At 73.6% G+C, this 15,019-nt stretch carries 17 protein-coding genes and 2 tRNA genes; 10 read left to right on the top strand and 9 right to left on the bottom strand.

Features of this window, described 5'->3' with window-relative positions; genetic code table 11:
• Positions 1 to 94 precede the first annotated feature (94 nt).
• Genes mshC through F1734_RS14090 form a run of 5 tightly spaced genes read right to left on the bottom strand, consistent with a single transcriptional unit; the run spans position 95 to position 4,401 of the window.
• Positions 95 to 1,336, bottom strand: a complete 1,242-nt coding sequence (gene mshC / locus F1734_RS14110) for a cysteine--1-D-myo-inosityl 2-amino-2-deoxy-alpha-D-glucopyranoside ligase (protein ID WP_203010698.1) — start codon at positions 1,334 to 1,336, stop codon at positions 95 to 97.
• A gap of 51 nt (positions 1,337 to 1,387) precedes the next feature.
• Positions 1,388 to 2,200 (bottom strand): SCO1664 family protein, encoded by an 813-nt coding sequence (locus tag F1734_RS14105; protein ID WP_203010697.1) that lies wholly within the window; start codon positions 2,198 to 2,200, stop codon positions 1,388 to 1,390.
• 4 nt (positions 2,201 to 2,204) lie between these two features.
• Positions 2,205 to 2,789 carry a DUF3090 domain-containing protein gene (locus F1734_RS14100; protein WP_003934901.1) on the bottom strand — a complete coding sequence of 195 codons (585 nt, stop codon included), beginning with the start codon at positions 2,787 to 2,789 and terminating at the stop codon, positions 2,205 to 2,207.
• 42 nt (positions 2,790 to 2,831) lie between these two features.
• Positions 2,832 to 3,512, bottom strand: a complete 681-nt coding sequence (locus F1734_RS14095; protein ID WP_010596485.1) for a histidine phosphatase family protein — start codon at positions 3,510 to 3,512, stop codon at positions 2,832 to 2,834.
• A 55-nt stretch (positions 3,513 to 3,567) separates the two neighbouring features.
• Complete coding sequence (locus F1734_RS14090) at positions 3,568 to 4,401, bottom strand: undecaprenyl-diphosphate phosphatase (protein WP_010596486.1); 834 nt, start codon at positions 4,399 to 4,401, stop codon at positions 3,568 to 3,570.
• Between the two features lie 203 nt (positions 4,402 to 4,604).
• Between F1734_RS14090 and F1734_RS14085 the strand changes: the two genes are divergently transcribed.
• From F1734_RS14085 to F1734_RS14065, 5 genes are all read left to right on the top strand, one after another.
• The gene (locus tag F1734_RS14085; protein ID WP_003934904.1) at positions 4,605 to 5,543 is read left to right on the top strand and encodes an aldo/keto reductase; all 939 of its coding nucleotides are present in this window, start codon (positions 4,605 to 4,607) and stop codon (positions 5,541 to 5,543) included.
• 102 nt (positions 5,544 to 5,645) lie between these two features.
• On the top strand, positions 5,646 to 6,320 hold the full coding sequence (locus F1734_RS14080; RefSeq protein WP_010596488.1) for a biliverdin-producing heme oxygenase: 675 nt from the start codon (positions 5,646 to 5,648) through the stop codon (positions 6,318 to 6,320).
• The gene (locus F1734_RS14075) at positions 6,317 to 7,327 is read left to right on the top strand and encodes a heme/hemin ABC transporter substrate-binding protein (protein ID WP_010596489.1); all 1,011 of its coding nucleotides are present in this window, start codon (positions 6,317 to 6,319) and stop codon (positions 7,325 to 7,327) included. The genes F1734_RS14080 and F1734_RS14075 overlap by 4 nt, the downstream gene beginning before the upstream one ends.
• Positions 7,324 to 8,403: a FecCD family ABC transporter permease gene (locus F1734_RS14070; RefSeq protein ID WP_203010696.1), complete on the top strand. Its 1,080-nt coding sequence runs from the start codon at positions 7,324 to 7,326 to the stop codon at positions 8,401 to 8,403. Before F1734_RS14075 ends, F1734_RS14070 begins: the two co-directional genes overlap by 4 nt.
• The gene (locus tag F1734_RS14065) at positions 8,400 to 9,287 is read left to right on the top strand and encodes a heme ABC transporter ATP-binding protein (RefSeq protein ID WP_048773508.1); all 888 of its coding nucleotides are present in this window, start codon (positions 8,400 to 8,402) and stop codon (positions 9,285 to 9,287) included. The genes F1734_RS14070 and F1734_RS14065 overlap by 4 nt, the downstream gene beginning before the upstream one ends.
• Here the strand turns inward: F1734_RS14065 and F1734_RS14060 are convergent.
• A complete protein-coding gene (locus F1734_RS14060; protein WP_010596492.1) occupies positions 9,240 to 9,587 on the bottom strand; it encodes a hypothetical protein in 348 nt (115 codons plus the stop codon). The genes F1734_RS14065 and F1734_RS14060 overlap by 48 nt on opposite strands.
• Positions 9,588 to 9,724: 137 nt before the next feature.
• Here F1734_RS14060 and F1734_RS14055 point away from each other — a divergent pair, with 137 nt between their 5' ends.
• From F1734_RS14055 to F1734_RS14045, 3 genes are read left to right on the top strand one after another with little or no spacing between them, the layout of a single operon-like run.
• Complete coding sequence (locus F1734_RS14055) at positions 9,725 to 10,735, top strand: NHL repeat-containing protein (protein WP_064066675.1); 1,011 nt, start codon at positions 9,725 to 9,727, stop codon at positions 10,733 to 10,735.
• Positions 10,735 to 10,995 carry a DUF5703 family protein gene (locus F1734_RS14050; RefSeq protein ID WP_017682199.1) on the top strand — a complete coding sequence of 87 codons (261 nt, stop codon included), beginning with the start codon at positions 10,735 to 10,737 and terminating at the stop codon, positions 10,993 to 10,995. The genes F1734_RS14055 and F1734_RS14050 overlap by 1 nt, the downstream gene beginning before the upstream one ends.
• Before the next feature lie 41 nt (positions 10,996 to 11,036).
• On the top strand, positions 11,037 to 12,107 hold the full coding sequence (locus tag F1734_RS14045; RefSeq protein WP_017682200.1) for a quinone-dependent dihydroorotate dehydrogenase: 1,071 nt from the start codon (positions 11,037 to 11,039) through the stop codon (positions 12,105 to 12,107).
• 108 nt (positions 12,108 to 12,215) lie between these two features.
• Here F1734_RS14045 and F1734_RS14040 read toward each other — a convergent pair whose 3' ends face one another.
• Together F1734_RS14040 and F1734_RS14035 are read right to left on the bottom strand one after the other, a co-directional pair.
• On the bottom strand, positions 12,216 to 12,749 hold the full coding sequence (locus F1734_RS14040) for a YbhB/YbcL family Raf kinase inhibitor-like protein (protein ID WP_010596495.1): 534 nt from the start codon (positions 12,747 to 12,749) through the stop codon (positions 12,216 to 12,218).
• Between the two features lie 29 nt (positions 12,750 to 12,778).
• Entirely contained in the window at positions 12,779 to 14,140 is a 1,362-nt protein-coding gene (locus tag F1734_RS14035; RefSeq protein ID WP_017682201.1) for a M20/M25/M40 family metallo-hydrolase, read from the bottom strand.
• Positions 14,141 to 14,253: 113 nt separating this feature from the next.
• Here F1734_RS14035 and F1734_RS14030 point away from each other — a divergent pair.
• Positions 14,254 to 14,339: transfer RNA gene (locus F1734_RS14030), tRNA-Leu, on the top strand.
• A 192-nt stretch (positions 14,340 to 14,531) separates the two neighbouring features.
• A tRNA-Leu gene (locus F1734_RS14025) sits at positions 14,532 to 14,617 on the top strand.
• 100 nt (positions 14,618 to 14,717) lie between these two features.
• Here the strand turns inward: F1734_RS14025 and F1734_RS14020 are convergent.
• Positions 14,718 to 14,942, bottom strand: a complete 225-nt coding sequence (locus F1734_RS14020) for a membrane protein (protein ID WP_010595039.1) — start codon at positions 14,940 to 14,942, stop codon at positions 14,718 to 14,720.
• Positions 14,943 to 15,019 lie beyond the last annotated feature (77 nt).

Below are 15,019 nucleotides of genomic sequence, written 5' to 3'. Positions count from 1 at the left end.
CTCATCCGTCACCCATGTATAGAGGGTCGGGCGTGCACATCTCGTCGTTACGCCTCGGCGTGTCGCGACGAGATGTGCACACTCGAAAGGCGCTCTATCGCAGCGGGATGCCGAGCAGGGCGTCGACGGCGTCCGCGAATACGGCGGGCGCCGAGGGGTCGTCGCCGCCGCGCTCGACCGCGAACTTCGCCCACGCATCCAGTGCGTCGAGGGCCTTGGGCGTGTCGAGGTCGTCGGCGAGGTGCTGGCGCAGCCGGGCGACGGTGTCGTCGACCGAAGCTGCGGACGGCAGGGCCGCAGCGTTGCGCCACAGGGCGAGGCGGGCCTGGGCGTCGGCGAGGACCTGGTCGGTCCAGGCCCGGTCGGTGCGGTAGTGCCCGGCGAGCAGACCCAGTCGGATGGCGGCGGGGTCGACGCCCTGGCCGCGGAGTTTGGAGACGAAGACGAGGTTGCCGCGGGACTTGGACATCTTCTCGCCGTCGAGGCCGATCATCCCGGTGTGCACGTAGTGCCGGGCGAAGCGGCGCTCGCCGGTGACGGCCTCGGCGTGGGCGGCGGAGAACTCGTGGTGCGGGAAGATCAGGTCGCTGCCGCCGCCCTGGACGTCGAAGCCGCTGCCGATCCGGTTGAGGGCGATGGCGGCGCATTCGATGTGCCAGCCGGGACGTCCGTCGCCGAACGGGGACGGCCAGGCCGGTTCGCCGGGCCGTTGCGCGCGCCAGAGCAGCGCGTCGAGCGGGTCGCGTTTGCCGGGGCGGTCGGGGTCGCCGCCGCGTTCGGCGAAGAAGTGTTCCATGGTGGCGCGGTCGTAGCCGGACTCGTAGCCGAACTGCTCGGTGGCGTCGGCGCGGAAGTACACGTCGGCGTACTCGGCGTCGTCGACGATGTAAGCGGCGCCGGAGGCGACGAGTTTCTCGACCAGTTCGACGACCTCGCCCACGGATTCGACGGCCCCGATGTAGTCGCGGGGCGGCAGGACGCGCAGCGCCTCCATGTCCTCGCGGAACAGCGCGGTCTCGCGCATGCCGAGCACGATCCAGTCCTCGCCGTCGCGGGCGGCGCGTTCGAACAGCGGGTCGTCGACGTCGGTGACGTTCTGGACGTAGTGCACGTCGTGGCCCGCGTCGCGCCACACCCGATGGACCAGGTCGAAGGCGAGGTAGGTGGCGGCGTGGCCGAGGTGGGTGGCGTCGTAGGGGGTGATGCCGCAGACGTACATCGTGGCCGTGCGACCCGGGGTGACGGGGCGGACCGCGCGGTCCGCGGTGTCGTAGAGCCGCAGCGGGGGGCCCTGGCCGGGGACGGACGGGAGCGCGATGTCGGACCATGACAGCATGCGCACGAGCCTAGTGGAGGGCGCAGAGCGCTCCGGACGGAGGCCGGGTCCTCAGAACGCCGGCCAGGGGATGCGCCGCTCGCCGACGGGACGGGGCATGACGGGGCGGCGGAGCAGGGCGGCGATGCGGGCGCGCAGGGCGGCGACCTCGCGGTCGGTGATGTGGGTGCCCAGCTGCCGCCCGAGTTCGCCGTCGAGTTCGCGGGCGAGTTTGTCGAGGTCGACCAGGAGCGACGGGTCGATCGGGCTGCCGGCCCAGCCCCACAGCACGGTGCGCAGCTTGTTCTCCTGGTGCAGGCAGATGCCGTGGTCGACGCCGTACACGCCGCCGTCGACGCCTTCGAGGGCGTGCCCGCCCTTGCGGTCGGCGTTGTTGAGGACGACGTCGAGCACGGCCATGCGCTGCAGGCGCGGGTCGTCGGCGTGGACGAGGACGACGTCGGTGCCGTCGAGGTCGCGGGCACGCAGGACGGGCAGCCAGCCGGGGGGGACCGCGTCGATCGGGCACAGGTCGACCAGGTCGAGACGGCCCGCGGGGTCGGGCGGATCGGTGGGCTCGGGGGTGTCGATCCACTGCTGCACCATGCCGGTCCCGAAGGGTCCGTCGCGCAGCACGGTGGTGGGGATCACGCCCCAGCCGAGGGCTTCGGAGACGAGGAAGGAGGCGACTTCCCGGCCGGCGAGGGTGCCGTCGGGGAAGTCCCACAGGGGCCGTTCGCCGCGGACGGGCTTGTACACGCAGCGCACGGTGGTCGCGCCGAGGGTGGCGTCGCACACGAGGGTGGCGTTGCTGGCGTGGACGACGCGGCCGACCACGGTGAGCTCGCCGTCCGTGAGCACGGTGCGGACGTCGGGGCTGCCCACCGGGTCAGGTCTCCTCGCCGAGCCAGGCGGCCGGGTCGAAGCCCTCGGTGCGCAGGTACCCGTTGGTGCGGACGCAGATGTGGCCGCCGCCGACCGGTTCGCCGCACAGCGGGCACGGGGTGCGGCCGGCGGCGACGACGAGTTCGGAGCGGGCGGCGAAGTCGCGGGCCTGCTGGGGGGTGAGGAAGACACGGACGGCGTCCGGGCCTTCCTCGGCGTCGTCGAGGACGACGGACTCGTCGACTTCGGTGTCGGTGACGGCGAGCAGTTCGACGACGACGTTGCCGCTGTCGGCGTCCCAGCCCAGGCCCATGGTCCCGACGCGGAACTCCGCGTCGATGGGGGTGACGAGCGGACTGATGTCGACGTCCGGGTCCTCGGGCAGGTCGGTGCCGAAGCGGCGGTGCACCTCCTCGAGGAGCAGGCCCATGCGGTCGGCGAGGATCTGCACCTGTTGCTTCTCGAGCATGACGCTCACCACCCGGGAGGCGTGCACGGCCTGCAGATAGAACACCCGGTCGCCGGGTTCACCGACGGTGCCGGCGACGAACCGGTCCGGGGTCCGGAAGACATGTATCGCGCGGGCCATCGCACCTCCTCGTTGTCGTATCCATCCGGTGTCGCTCTCCCATTATCCGCCGCGGGGGGCGACCTCCCCGCCGGGCGCGGGCGCCGGTTGGGCGGGCGGTGCGAGCCCGGACAGGTCCGAGCCGGTGTCGTTGACCCGCAGCACGAACGGGCGGGTCTCGGTGTAGCGGACGACGCTGAGGGAGGCGGGCTCGGCGACGATGCGCTGGTAGCCGTCGAGGTGCGTGCCGAGCGCGTCGGCGAGGACGGCCTTGATGACGTCGCCGTGGGTGCAGGCGATCCAGACGACGTCACCGCCGTGGGCGGCGGCGAGGCGGCTGTCGTGTTCGCGGACGGCGGTGACGGCGCGGGCCTGGACCTGCGCGAGGCCCTCGCCGTCGGGGAACACGGCGGCCGAGGCGTGCTGCTGGACCACCTTCCACAGCGGTTCCTGCAGGAGTTCGCCGAGTTCGCGGCCGGTCCACTGCCCGTAGTCCACCTCGACGAGGCGGTCGTCGACGAGGGGGGTCAGGCCGCGGTCGGCGGCGAGGGGGGTCACCGTCTGGTGGCAGCGCAGCAGCGGCGAGTGCACGATCTCGGCGATGGTGAGGCCGGCGAGCCGCGCGACGAGGCCCTTGGCCTGGATGTGGCCGACCTCGTCGAGTTCGACGCCGGGGGTGCGTCCGGCGAGGACCCGGGCGGTGTTCGCCGTCGAGCGCCCGTGCCGCAGCAGGATGACCGTCATGAAGCCAGCCTAATGGGCCGGGCGCCCGACGAGCGGGCCCGGCGGGGTCCCGGCCTCAGGTGGCCGAGATGGTGCCGGTGGCGAGCAGGGCCAGGACGAGGGTGCCGAGGGCGATGCGGTAGCCGACGAACCAGTACATCGAGTGGTCGACGACGAATTTGAGCAGCCAGGCGATGGAGGCGTAGCCGACGGCGAACGCGACGGCGGTGGCGACGAACAGCTGGGCGCCGGAGGCGCTGAGGCCCTCCCCGGCGGGTTCGAACGCGTCCGGGAGGCTGAACAGGCCGGAGGCGACGACGGCGGGGATGGCGAGCAGGAACGAGTACCGGGCGGCGGCCTCGCGGGTCAGGCCGAGAAACAGGCCGGCGCTGATGGTGCCGCCGGAGCGGGACACGCCGGGGATCAGGGCGAGGGCCTGCGCGGAGCCCATGACGATGCCGTCGCGGAGGGTGAGTTCGTCGAGCTTGCGGGTCTTGCGGCCGTAGCGTTCGGCGGCGGCGATGACCAGGGCGAACACGATGAGCATGGTGGCGATGAGCCACAGGTTGCGGGCGCCGGTGCGGATCTGGTCCTTGAACAGGAAGCCGAGGACGCCGACGGGGATGGTGCCGACGATCACGTACCAGCCCATGCGGTAGTCGAGGTCGCTGCGGTGTTCGCGGTGGGCGAGGCCACGGAACCAGGCGGCGACGATCCGGACGATGTCCTTGCCGAAGAAGACCAGGACGGCCGCCTCGGTGCCGAGCTGGGTGACGGCGGTGAAGGAGGCGCCGGCGTCGGTGCCGAAGAAGATCTCCGAGACGATCCGCAGGTGGCCGGAGGACGAGATCGGCAGGAACTCGGTCAGGCCCTGCACGAGGCCGAGGACGAGCGCCTGCAGCCAGGTCATGGATTCGCCGGTCACGCGGCGGCCTCCGGGTGGTCGTGGGGACGGTCGCCGGGGGTGGGGTCGATTTTCACCTGGGCGAGGGTACGCGGCGCGGCGGAACGGTTTTCGCGGCCTCACGGCACTAGGGTGCTGGGTCAGGGGCGGCGGTCGCGGTGACGGCGGCTCGACCCCGTCGGTCGGATCGTGACGAGGCGCGGGCGGATATGGAACACAGAACGGTGGGTGCGAGCGGGCTGCGGGTCTCGCGGCTCGGCCTGGGCACCCTGAGCTGGGGACGCGGCACGGACGGGGACGAGGCGGCGGCGCAGCTGTCGGCGTTCGTCGACGCCGGTGGCACCCTGGTCGACACCTCCCCCGCCTACGGTGACGGGGTGGCGCAGCGGATCCTGGCGGAGCTGCTCGACGACGTGGTGCCGCGCGATCAGCTGGTCGTGTCGGGCAGCTCGGGCATCGACACCTCGAAGGTCGGGGCGGGGCGGGTGGACTGTTCCCGTGCGGGTCTGCTCACGCAGCTGGACCGCACGCTGCGGGACCTGGGCACCGACCATCTCGATCTGTGGCAGGTGGCGACGTGGGATCCACGGACGCCGGTCGACGAGGTGGCGGCGGCGCTGGAGTTCGCGGTGACCAGCGGCCGGGCCCGGTACGTGGGGGTGCGCGGGTACCTGGGGTGGCAGCTGGCGACGGCCGCGTCGGTGGCGACGCGGCACGCACCGCTGGTGGGAACGCAGGTGGAGTATTCGCTGCTCGCGCGCGGGGTCGAGGAGGAGCTGATCCCGGCGGCCCTGCACCACGGGGTGGGGGTGTTCGCGGCGGTGCCGCTCGCGGGCGGGGTGTTGACGGGCAAGTACCGCGACGGCATCCCGGCGGACTCGCGGGGCGCCGACGACCTGCACACCGAGGAGGTGCGCAGCTATCTGACCGAGCCGGCGGCGCGGGTGGTCGAGGCGGTGGCGACGGCCGCGGACGGACTGGGGACCTCCCCGCTGGCGGTGGCGTTGGCGTGGGTGCGGGACCGGACGGGAGTGGCGTCGACGGTGGTGGGTGCGCGGGATCTGGCGCAGCTGACCGGGGTGCTGGTGGCGGAGGAACTGGAGTTGCCGGCGGCGATCGCGGCGGCGCTCGACGACGTCAGTGCGTGACGTCGGGCCCCCGGGCCCGCGACCCCGCCACGAAGTTAGGTTAGCCTGTGGTCGAGGTCGGTGCACCGGCACCGGACGGCGGGCACGAGGAGGGACCGGTCGATGACCGCGATCGAGGCCGCGGGGTTCGCGCAACGGCTCCGCCGGGAGACCGCGCAGGCGCACAGCGACACCGAGAACGCGCAGTTCGTCACCGAACTGCTGGCCGGCCGGCTCACCCGGCAGGGGTATGCGGCGCTGCTCGCGCAGTCGTGGTTCGTCTACGAGACGCTCGAACGGGTCGGCCGCTCGCACGCGGGTGACCCGATCGCCGGGCCGTTCCTGGACGACGCGTTGCTGCGCACTCCGGCGCTCGAGGCGGATCTGACGTTCCTGCTCGGCCCGCGGTGGCGGGAGACGATCGCGCCGCTGCCCGCGACCGAGCGGTACGTCGCGCGGCTCGAGCAGGTCGCCGCGGTGCGCCCGGAGGTGTTCCTGGCGCACCACTACCTGCGGTATCTGGGGGATCTGTCGGGTGGGCAGATCATCCGGCGCCTGCTCGAGCGCGCGTACGGGCTGGACCGGGACGGGTTGCGGTTCTACATCTTCGACGACATTCCCCACCCCAAGCCGTTCAAGGACGCCTACCGGGCGAAGCTGGACGCGGCGCCGCTCGACGAGGGCCGGCGGCGCACGGTGATCGACGAGGCGAACCTGGTGTTCGGGCTCAACGCCGACCTGTTCGCCGATCTGGCCGCCGACCTGGACCGGTACCGCACGACTTCCGCCCTGCCATGACGCGACGCGGCATCCTCGCGTTCCTCGCCGCGGCGCTCGCGCTCGTCGCGCTGCTCGTCGGGTGTTCGACCGCCCCGACCGGGGGCGGCGGGACCGGGGCGCGCACCGCGGTGGTGGGCGATCCGAATCCGCGGCCGATCGCCGAGGCTCCCGTGCCGGCGCTGCCGGTGACGGTCCGCGGCGTCGACGGGGTCGACGTCACCGTCACCGACGCCTCCCGCATCGTGACGGCCGACCGGTCGGGCACCCTCGCCCAGACCGTGTTCGCGCTCGGTCTCGGGGACCGGCTGGTGGGTCGGTCGACGGCGGGTTTCCCCGCCGTCGAGCAGGTGCCCAACGTCACCCCCGGCGGGCACGGGCTCTCGACGGAGGCGATCTTGGCCCTGGCCCCGACGGTGGTGCTCACGGACACGTCGGTGGGGCCGCTCGCGGTGCAGGAACAGCTGCGGGCCACCGGGGTGCCCGTGGTGTTCGTCGACCCGCGCCGCACCCTGGCGACCGTGGGCGAGCAGATCCGCTTCGTCGCCCGGGCGCTCGGCGTGCCCGCGGCGGGTGAGGCACTGGCGCAGCGCACCGACGACGAGATCGCCGCGGCCCGCGCGGCGGTGCCGGACGACGGGACACCCCCGACGGTGGCGTTCCTGTATCTGCGCGGGTCGGCGATCAAGATGCTCGGCGGTCCCGGATCGGGCGCGGACGCGCTCGTCGAGGCGCTCGGCGGCCGCGACGCGGGCACCGTCGCCGGCCTGACGTCCGAGTTCACCCCGATCACCAGCGAGGCGATGATCGCCTCCGCCCCGGACGTGATCTTGATCATGACCGAGAGCCTGGCCTCCGTGGGCGGGCCCGAGGGCCTCGCCCGGCTGCCCGGCGTCGCCCAGACCCCGGCCGGGCGCGACGGCACCATCGTCGACATGGCCGACTCGGTGCTGCTGAGCTTCGGCCCGGACACCGGCCGGGTGCTCGCCGCGCTCGCCGCGGCGCTCTACCCGGCCGCACCGGCATGAGCGCCGTCGACTCCCCCGCCCCCGTCCGTCCGGCCGCCGCCCACCGCGGCCGCACCGCGGCGGTGGTCGCGGGCCTGACGGCCGCCCTGGTGGTGCTGGCAGTGCTCTCGGCGTGCCTCGGGCAGGTGCCCACCTCGCCGGCCGAGGTGATCGGCAGCGTGCTGCACCGCCTCGGGCTCGACCTCGGGCCGCTGCCGGCCCACCCGGCCGGTGAGGTCACCCTGTGGGAGGTGCGGTTCCCGCGGGTGGTGCTCGCCGTCGTGGTGGGGGCGTCGCTGGGCTGCGCGGGCGCCCTGCTGCAGGGCGTGTTCGCCAATCCGCTCGCCGAGCCCGGGGTGATCGGCGTCTCCGCCGGGGCCGCCGTCGGCGCGTGCGCGGCGATCGTGCTGGGCGGGGCGTTCACCGCCGGGTGGGCGCTGGCGGGCGCCGCGTTCGTCACCGGGCTGCTGACCACGACCCTGGTGTACGTGCTGTCGCGGTCCGAGGGCCGCACCGAGGTGGTCACGGTCATCCTCACCGGCGTGGCGGTCAACGCGTTCGCCGGCGGCCTGATCGCCCTGTTCACGTTCGTCGCCTCCCCCGCCGCGCGCGACCAGATCGTGTTCTGGCAGCTCGGCAGCCTGGGTGGGGCCACGTGGGAGGTCGTGTCGGTGGTCGCGCCGCTCGCGGTCGGCGGCGTCGTCGCGGCCGTCGTGCTCGCCCCGAAGCTGGACCTGCTCTCGCTCGGCGAGCACGTCGCGCGCCACCTCGGGGTCGACGTCGAGCGGGTACGGCAGGCCGCGATCGTCGTCGTCGCCGTCCTGGTGTGCTCCGGGGTGGCGTTCACCGGCATCATCTTGTTCGTCGGGCTCGTGGTGCCGCACCTGATGCGGATCGCGCTGGGGCCCGCGCACCGCGTGCTGATCCCGGCCGCCGCGTTGTGCGGCGCGGTGGTGCTGCTTGCCGCGGACCTCGGTGCCCGCACCCTGGTGCCGAACGCGGACCTGCCGCTGGGCATGCTGACCTCGCTGGTCGGTGGCCCGGTGTTCTTCTGGATGCTGCGCCGCACCCGGGCACGCCAGGGCGGCTGGGCGTGAGTCCGCGGCGGCCGTGGCCGGACCGGCAGGTGCCCGCCCGAGCCGGGCGGGGCGCGGTGACGCTGCGCGCCGAGCAGGTGGCCGTCCGCCGCGGCGACCGCGTCGTCCTCGACGGCGTCGACCTCGAGGTGCGGGTCGGGGAGGTGCTCGCGCTCGTCGGGCCCAACGGCGCCGGCAAGTCCACCCTGCTGGCCGCGCTCGCCGGCGATCACCCCGTCGCGGCGGGCGAGGTGACGGTCGGCGACCGTCCGCTGGCCGAGTTCTCGGCCGCCGCCCTGGCGCGACGACGGGCGGTGCTGCCGCAGCAGCACGCGGTCGGGTTCGCCTTCACCGCCCTGCAGGTGGTGCGGATGGGCCGTGCGGCCTGGGCGCGCACCGACCGCAGCCGGGACGACGAGACGACGGTGGCCGCGGCGCTGGCCGAGGCGGACGTCACGCACCTGGCGCACCGGCCGTTCCCGGCCCTGTCCGGCGGCGAGCGGGCCCGGGTGGCGCTGGCGCGGGTGCTGGCGCAGGACACCCAGACGCTGCTGCTCGACGAGCCCACCGCGGCCCTGGATCTGGGGCATCAGGAGACGGTGATGCAGGTGGTGCGCGGCCGCGCCGACGCCGGCACGGCCGTGGTGGTGGTGCTGCACGATCTGAATCTGGCCGCCGCGTACGCGGACCGGGTCTGTGTGCTCGCCGGAGGCCGCGTCGCCGCCGACGGTCCGCCCGCGCAGGTGCTGACCGGGGAGCTGCTCACTCGCGTGTACCACTACCCGGTGCGGGTCCATCCCCATCCCGGGACCGGCGCACCGCTGGTGCTGCCGCTGCGGGCCGGCGACGCGGCGGCGTCACCGGCCGGGCAGCCAGCCGAGCACGCGGTCGAGCCACGTCGGTGACCGGCACGGCCGGGCGCGGGCGACGGTGTCCCGCACCGCCGCCGCCACGCTGCGTTCGTCACCGAGGTCGATCTCGGCGACCGACGCCCGCGCCCGGGCGATCACGTCCGCCGCGGTGGGCACGGTGGACGGGCCCGCGGGCCGGTACACCTCCACCCGCAGGGTGGCGCGGCGCACCCGGAACGAGAACGGCCGGCCCTCCTCGGTGCGACCGAACCCGTGCGCGTGCACACCCGGGCTGAGGTACTCGACGACGAAGCCGTCGGGGGGCCGGTCGGGGGAACCGGTGGGCCAGGTCACATCGGCCTCCTGGCTGGGTGACGGGGGGCGAGGCGGCTGCGGCGCCGCCACGGCGATCAGGAACACTGGGGGTCGGGTGCGCCGCCGGCGACGGTGCCGCACGCCACCGACCCCGGGCGACGACGAGGAGCGAGACGATGGGCAGACCGGCAGCACGTGCGACCGCCGCGGCGGTGGGGTTCGCGTTGGCGCTGGTCACCGGGTGTTCCTCCTCCAGCGGCGGCGACAGCCTGCCCACCATCGACCCGGCGACCCCGGCCGTGGCGCCGGAACCGGCCGTCCCGCCGGCGGGGACGGTGCAGGCACTGGGCCGCGCCGTCGAGGCCCTCGCCGTCGATCCTGGCACGAGTACGGTCGCCGCGCTCGCCGGCGACGGGTCGCGGCTGCTGCTGCTCCGGGCCGCCGACCCCGCGGCAGCGCCCCGCGAGGTCACCCTGCCGGCCGCGGCGGCGACCGTGCTCGCCGGTGTCGACGGCGAGGTCCTCGCCCCCGGCGCCGGCGTCGTGGCCCGGGTGGATGTGCGGTCGGGCGCCGTCACGGAGGTACCCGTGGACGGGGATGCGCGGGCGGCCGCCGTGCTGGCGGACGGTCGCCTCGCCGTGGGCACCGCCGACGGCGTCATCCACCTCGTGGACCCGGCGTCGGGTGCGACGCAGACCGTCCCCGGTCTGGCGTCGGTCGACGCGCTCGCCGCCGTGGGCACCGAGCTGGCCGCGCTGGATCGGCGCCAGACGTCGCTGACCGAGGTCGACGTCGCCGACGGGGATCTCGGCCTGGCGTTGCGCGCCGGGGAGGGTGCCACGCAGCTGGCCACCGACCCGTTCGGCCGGGTGCTGGTGACCGACACCCGGGGTGGGGAGCTGCACGTGTACACGCTCGATCCGCTGGTGTTGCGCCAGCGGTATCCGGTGCCGAACGCCCCGTACGGCGTCGCCTACGACAGCGCGAACGACCTCGTGTGGGTCACTTCGACCGGGAGCAACGAGGTCGTCGGCTACGATCTGTCGACCGGGATTCCGCAGGAGCGAGGCCGGTACGCGACGGTGCGGCAACCGAACTCGGTGGTGGTCGACACCGCCGGCGCCGTCCTGGTGATCGGATCCGGGACCGGGGACGGGCTGCAGAGGATCCCGATCGGGGGTGTGTGATGGCAGGTCCACGCGACGTGGGCGGCCGGTGGACGCGGATGCCGGTGGGCTGGGACACCAGCAACGACGAGTACGACTACGTGCCGCTGCGGCTGCCGCGCGACGTCTCGCGGGTCAGCGCGTCGCTCCGGCTCGCCATCCAGGCCGAGTTCCACGGGTGGGAGCTGACGCGGGTGCGGCTGTATCCCGACGGCAGCCGCCGGGTGCTGCTGCGCCGCCGCAAGACCGGCCACCACGTGCCCGAACCCACCGTTCGTTGACGCCGACCCCGGGCGCCGCCCGGGCCAGCAGGGAGTGTTCCGTGTATCGCTTGTTCCTTCGACTGCTGTTCCTGCTGCCGCCGGAGCGGATCCACCACCTCGCGTTCACCGCGATGCGGCTCGCGACCCGGGTCCCGCCGCTGCGGACGCTGATCGCGAAGGTTCTCGTCGTCGACGATCCGGTGCTGCGCAACACGGTGTTCGGGGTGACGTTCCCGGCCCCGCTCGGTCTCGCGGCCGGCTTCGACAAGGATGCGGCCGGGGTGAACGCCTGGGGTCCCCTGGGCTTCGGGTTCGCCGAGATCGGCACCGTCACCGCCCAGGCGCAGCCCGGCAACCCGGCGCCCCGGCTGTTCCGCCTGCCCGCGGACCGGGCGCTGATCAACCGGATGGGCTTCAACAACCACGGGGCCGGGGAGGCCGCGAACCGGCTGCGCACCCGCGCGCACACCGTCCCGATCGGCGCGAACATCGGGAAGACCAAGGTGGTCGCGCCGGCGGACGCGGCCGAGGACTACACCGCGAGCGCCCGGCTGCTCGGCCCGCTCGCCGACTTCGTCGTCGTCAACGTCTCGTCCCCCAACACCCCCGGGCTGCGCGACCTGCAGGCGGTCGAGTCGCTGCGGCCGCTGCTCGCGGCGGTGCTGGACACCGTGCACGTACCGGTGCTGGTGAAGATCGCCCCCGACCTGTCCGACGAGGACGTCGACGCGGTCGCCGACCTCGCCGTCGAACTCGGGCTCGCGGGCATCGTCGCCACCAACACCACCGTCCGGCGGGACGGGTTGCGCACCGATCCGGCCCTGGTCGCGGAGATCGGCGCCGGCGGGCTGTCCGGTCCCCCGGTCGCACAGCGCTCCCTCGAGGTCCTGCGCCGGCTGCACGCGCGGGTCGGGGACCGGCTGGTGCTGATCTCGGTGGGCGGCATCGAGACCGCCGAGCAGGCGTGGGAGCGGATCCTCGCCGGCGCGTCGCTGGTGCAGGGCTACACCGGTTTCATCTACGGCGGCCCGTTCTGGGCACGCCGCGTCCACAAGGGTCTCGCCCGGAAGGTGCGGGCAGCCGGGTTCGCGTCGATCGGCGACGCGGTGGGCGCAGGCGCCCGCGTCTGATCCGCCGCGCCCGGATCCGGCGGGCCGGGCCACACCGCCGGACAGGCACACCCCTCGGGACGGGTGCGCCTGCCCGATTCCGGTGCGGAGCCGGCCCGCCGAACGGGTCTACTGCTCGAACGTGCCGTGCAGCGTCGCGCGCGCGATCGCGTGGGAGAACACGTTGAATCCGAGGAACGCCGGGGTCGAGTCGGGGCCGACCCCGTCGAGGGTCTCCACGTCGAGGGCGTGCACGGCCACGATGTAGCGGTGCGGGCCGTGCCCGGCCGGCGGGGCCGCGCCGAGGAAGCGGTGCAGACCGCCGTCGTTCTTCAAGGTGACCGCACCCTCGGGCAGCGCGGAGCCGGTGTCGTCGCCGGCCCCCGCGGGCAGCGACGTCACCGACGCCGGGATGTTCGCCACCGCCCAGTGCCAGAACCCGGACGCGGTGGGCGCGTCGGGGTCGAACACGGTGACGACGAAGCTCTTGGTTTCGGGGGGAAAGCCCGACCACGACAGCTGCGGGGAGATGTCCTGCCCGCCGGGCACCCCGAAGATCCCGCTGGCCTGTTCCGGCTTCAGCGGGCGACCGTCGGTGATGTCCTCGCTGGTGAGATCGAAGGTGGGCAGGTCGGGCAGCGGCGCATACGGGTCGTGGGCCATACCGGTCCTTTCTCTGGGTGCTGGTGTGCTCAGGCGTGCAGCAGGAAGTGTTCCATGACACGGGTGCCGAAGCGCAGCGCGTCGACCGGGACACGCTCGTCCACCCCGTGGAACAGCGCCGCGAAATCCAGTTCCGGGGGCAGCTGCAGCGGGGCGAATCCGAAGCAGCGGATGCCGAGCTTGGCGAAGGCCTTCGCGTCGGTGCCGCCGGAAAGCATGTACGGCACGGTCCGCCCGAGGGGATCGTGGGCCAGGATGGCCGCGTTCATCGCCTCGACGAGGTCCCCGTCGAACGTGGTCTCGTACGAGTCGAGGTCGGTGATCCACTCGCGGGTGACGTCCGGGCCGATCAGCTCGTCGACGGTGCGTTCGAACTCGGCGCGCCGGCCCGGCAGGATGCGGCAGTCGACGACGGCCTGCGCCGTCTGGGGAATGACGTTGGCCTTGTACCCGGCGTCGAGCATGGTCGGGTTGGCGGTGTCGCGCAGGGTGGCGCCGACGATGCGGGCGATGGACCCGAGCTTGGCGAGGGTGCCGTCGAGGTCCGGCGAGGCCGGATCGAAGTCGAGTCCGGTCTCCTCGGCGACGGCGGCGAGGAACTCGGCGACCGAGTCGGTCAGCACGAGCGGGAAGGTGTGCGTGCCGAGGCGGGCGACGGCCTGGGCGAGGACGGTGACGGCGTTGTCCTCGTGCAGGAACGAGCCGTGGCCCGCGCGGCCCTTGGCGGTCAACCGCATCCAGCCCAGGCCCTTCTCGGCGGTCTCGACGAGGTACAGGCGGCGCTCGCCGCCGTCGCGGCGCGGCACCGTCAGGGAGAACCCGCCGACCTCGCCGACGGCTTCGGTGATGCCGTCGAACAGGTCGGGGCGGTGCCGCACGAGCCAGTGGCTGCCGTAGGTGCCGCCGGCCTCCTCGTCGGCGAGGAACGCGAAGACCAGGTCGCGTGGCGGCACGATGTTCTCGGCCTTGAAACGGCGGGCGACGGCCAGCATCATCCCGACCATGTCCTTCATGTCGACCGCGCCGCGCCCCCACACGTAGCCGTTCTCCACGGCCCCGGAGAACGGGTGCACGCTCCAGTCCGCCGGTTCGGCGGGCACCACGTCGAGGTGCCCGTGCAGCAGCAGCGCACCCCGGGACGGGTCGGCACCCGGCAGGCGGGCGAACACGTTGCCGCGGCCGGGAGCGCCCGATTCGACGTATTCGGTGGTGTAACCGACCTCCTCGAGCCGCGCCGCCACCCACATCGCGCAGTCCCGTTCCCCGCGGGTGGTGGCCAGGTCTCCGGTGTTGGAGGTGTCGAAGCGGATCAGCTGCGACACCAGGTCGACGACTTCGGCCTCGGCGCGGGATCCGTCGGCCGGCTGGGCGGGATTCGATGTTGTGGACACGGTCCCCTGTCTACCATCGATCTCGGCAAACCCGCAGGTGGGCGGGGCGATTTGGGCGCCGCGACGCGGTGGGTTACTCTTTCACAGCGCCCACGGACGTGGGAGCGCAGCAGGTCCGAGTGGCGGAATGGCAGACGCGCTAGCTTGAGGTGCTAGTGTCCTATTAACGGACGTGGGGGTTCAAGTCCCCCCTCGGACACTCTGAGTTGAGACAGACGGCGAAGGCCCCGAACCGAACAGGTTCGGGGCCTTCGCCGTTGCGGCGCCGGGCCACGCCGGATCGGCCGTGCGTCGCCGCCGGAGCCGGCCGGGCCGTCGACCAGCGGATTGGGACGGGGCGCCCGGGTAGGCTACGCTGAAACGGCACCCGCGGAGCGGGGAGCATCAGCATGTCCGAGTGGCGGAATGGCAGACGCGCTAGCTTGAGGTGCTAGTGTCCTATTAACGGACGTGGGGGTTCAAGTCCCCCCTCGGACACTCCGAATCGAGATCGTCGACGAAGGCCCCGAACCGAGCAGGTTCGGGGCCTTCGCCGCCCGCGGCGGTGGGCGTTCGCCGCCCGCGGCGGGTGGGCGGCTCAGCCGATCCGGCCCCGGCGGAAGTAGGTGATCGGGCCGATCCAGTTCACCGCGATGATCGCGGCCCATTTCGCCTTGCTGCCCGCGACCCGGTCCGCGGGGCGCCGCGCCAGATCGGTCCACGCCGTCGCGGCGAGCGAGAGCTGCACAGCGGCGAGGGTGAGCACGAGCGTCTGCTGCCCCGGGGTCAGGTCGCGGAACTTCGGGCGGCGCCGTGCGGTCATCGTCGTCTCCTTGGGTCGAGGATTCCTTCCCGCCGAGCCTGCCACGTTCCCGCCGTCGCCGGCAGAGCCACAGGTCC

The organism is Rhodococcus ruber (genome assembly GCF_016804345.1).
Taxonomy (GTDB): Bacteria; Actinomycetota; Actinomycetes; order Mycobacteriales; family Mycobacteriaceae; genus Rhodococcus; species Rhodococcus ruber.
The sequence above is the reverse complement of the archived record's forward strand: the minus strand, read 5'-3'. Positions and strand labels throughout refer to the sequence as shown.

Excerpts from the sequence above, each read along its gene's own strand:
- mshC (WP_203010698.1), bottom strand. The coding sequence starts at position 1,336 with ATGCTGTCATGGTCCGACATCGCGCTCCCGTCCGTCCCCGGCCAGGGC.
- F1734_RS14100 (WP_003934901.1), bottom strand. The coding sequence starts at position 2,789 with ATGGCCCGCGCGATACATGTCTTCCGGACCCCGGACCGGTTCGTCGCC.
- F1734_RS14095 (WP_010596485.1), bottom strand. The coding sequence starts at position 3,512 with ATGACGGTCATCCTGCTGCGGCACGGGCGCTCGACGGCGAACACCGCC.
- F1734_RS14090 (WP_010596486.1), bottom strand. The coding sequence starts at position 4,401 with ATGACCTGGCTGCAGGCGCTCGTCCTCGGCCTCGTGCAGGGCCTGACC.
- F1734_RS14085 (WP_003934904.1), top strand. The coding sequence starts at position 4,605 with ATGGAACACAGAACGGTGGGTGCGAGCGGGCTGCGGGTCTCGCGGCTC.
- F1734_RS14080 (WP_010596488.1), top strand. The coding sequence starts at position 5,646 with ATGACCGCGATCGAGGCCGCGGGGTTCGCGCAACGGCTCCGCCGGGAG.
- F1734_RS14075 (WP_010596489.1), top strand. The coding sequence starts at position 6,317 with ATGACGCGACGCGGCATCCTCGCGTTCCTCGCCGCGGCGCTCGCGCTC.
- F1734_RS14070 (WP_203010696.1), top strand. The coding sequence starts at position 7,324 with ATGAGCGCCGTCGACTCCCCCGCCCCCGTCCGTCCGGCCGCCGCCCAC.
- F1734_RS14055 (WP_064066675.1), top strand. The coding sequence starts at position 9,725 with ATGGGCAGACCGGCAGCACGTGCGACCGCCGCGGCGGTGGGGTTCGCG.
- F1734_RS14050 (WP_017682199.1), top strand. The coding sequence starts at position 10,735 with ATGGCAGGTCCACGCGACGTGGGCGGCCGGTGGACGCGGATGCCGGTG.
- F1734_RS14040 (WP_010596495.1), bottom strand. The coding sequence starts at position 12,749 with ATGGCCCACGACCCGTATGCGCCGCTGCCCGACCTGCCCACCTTCGAT.
- F1734_RS14020 (WP_010595039.1), bottom strand. The coding sequence starts at position 14,942 with ATGACCGCACGGCGCCGCCCGAAGTTCCGCGACCTGACCCCGGGGCAG.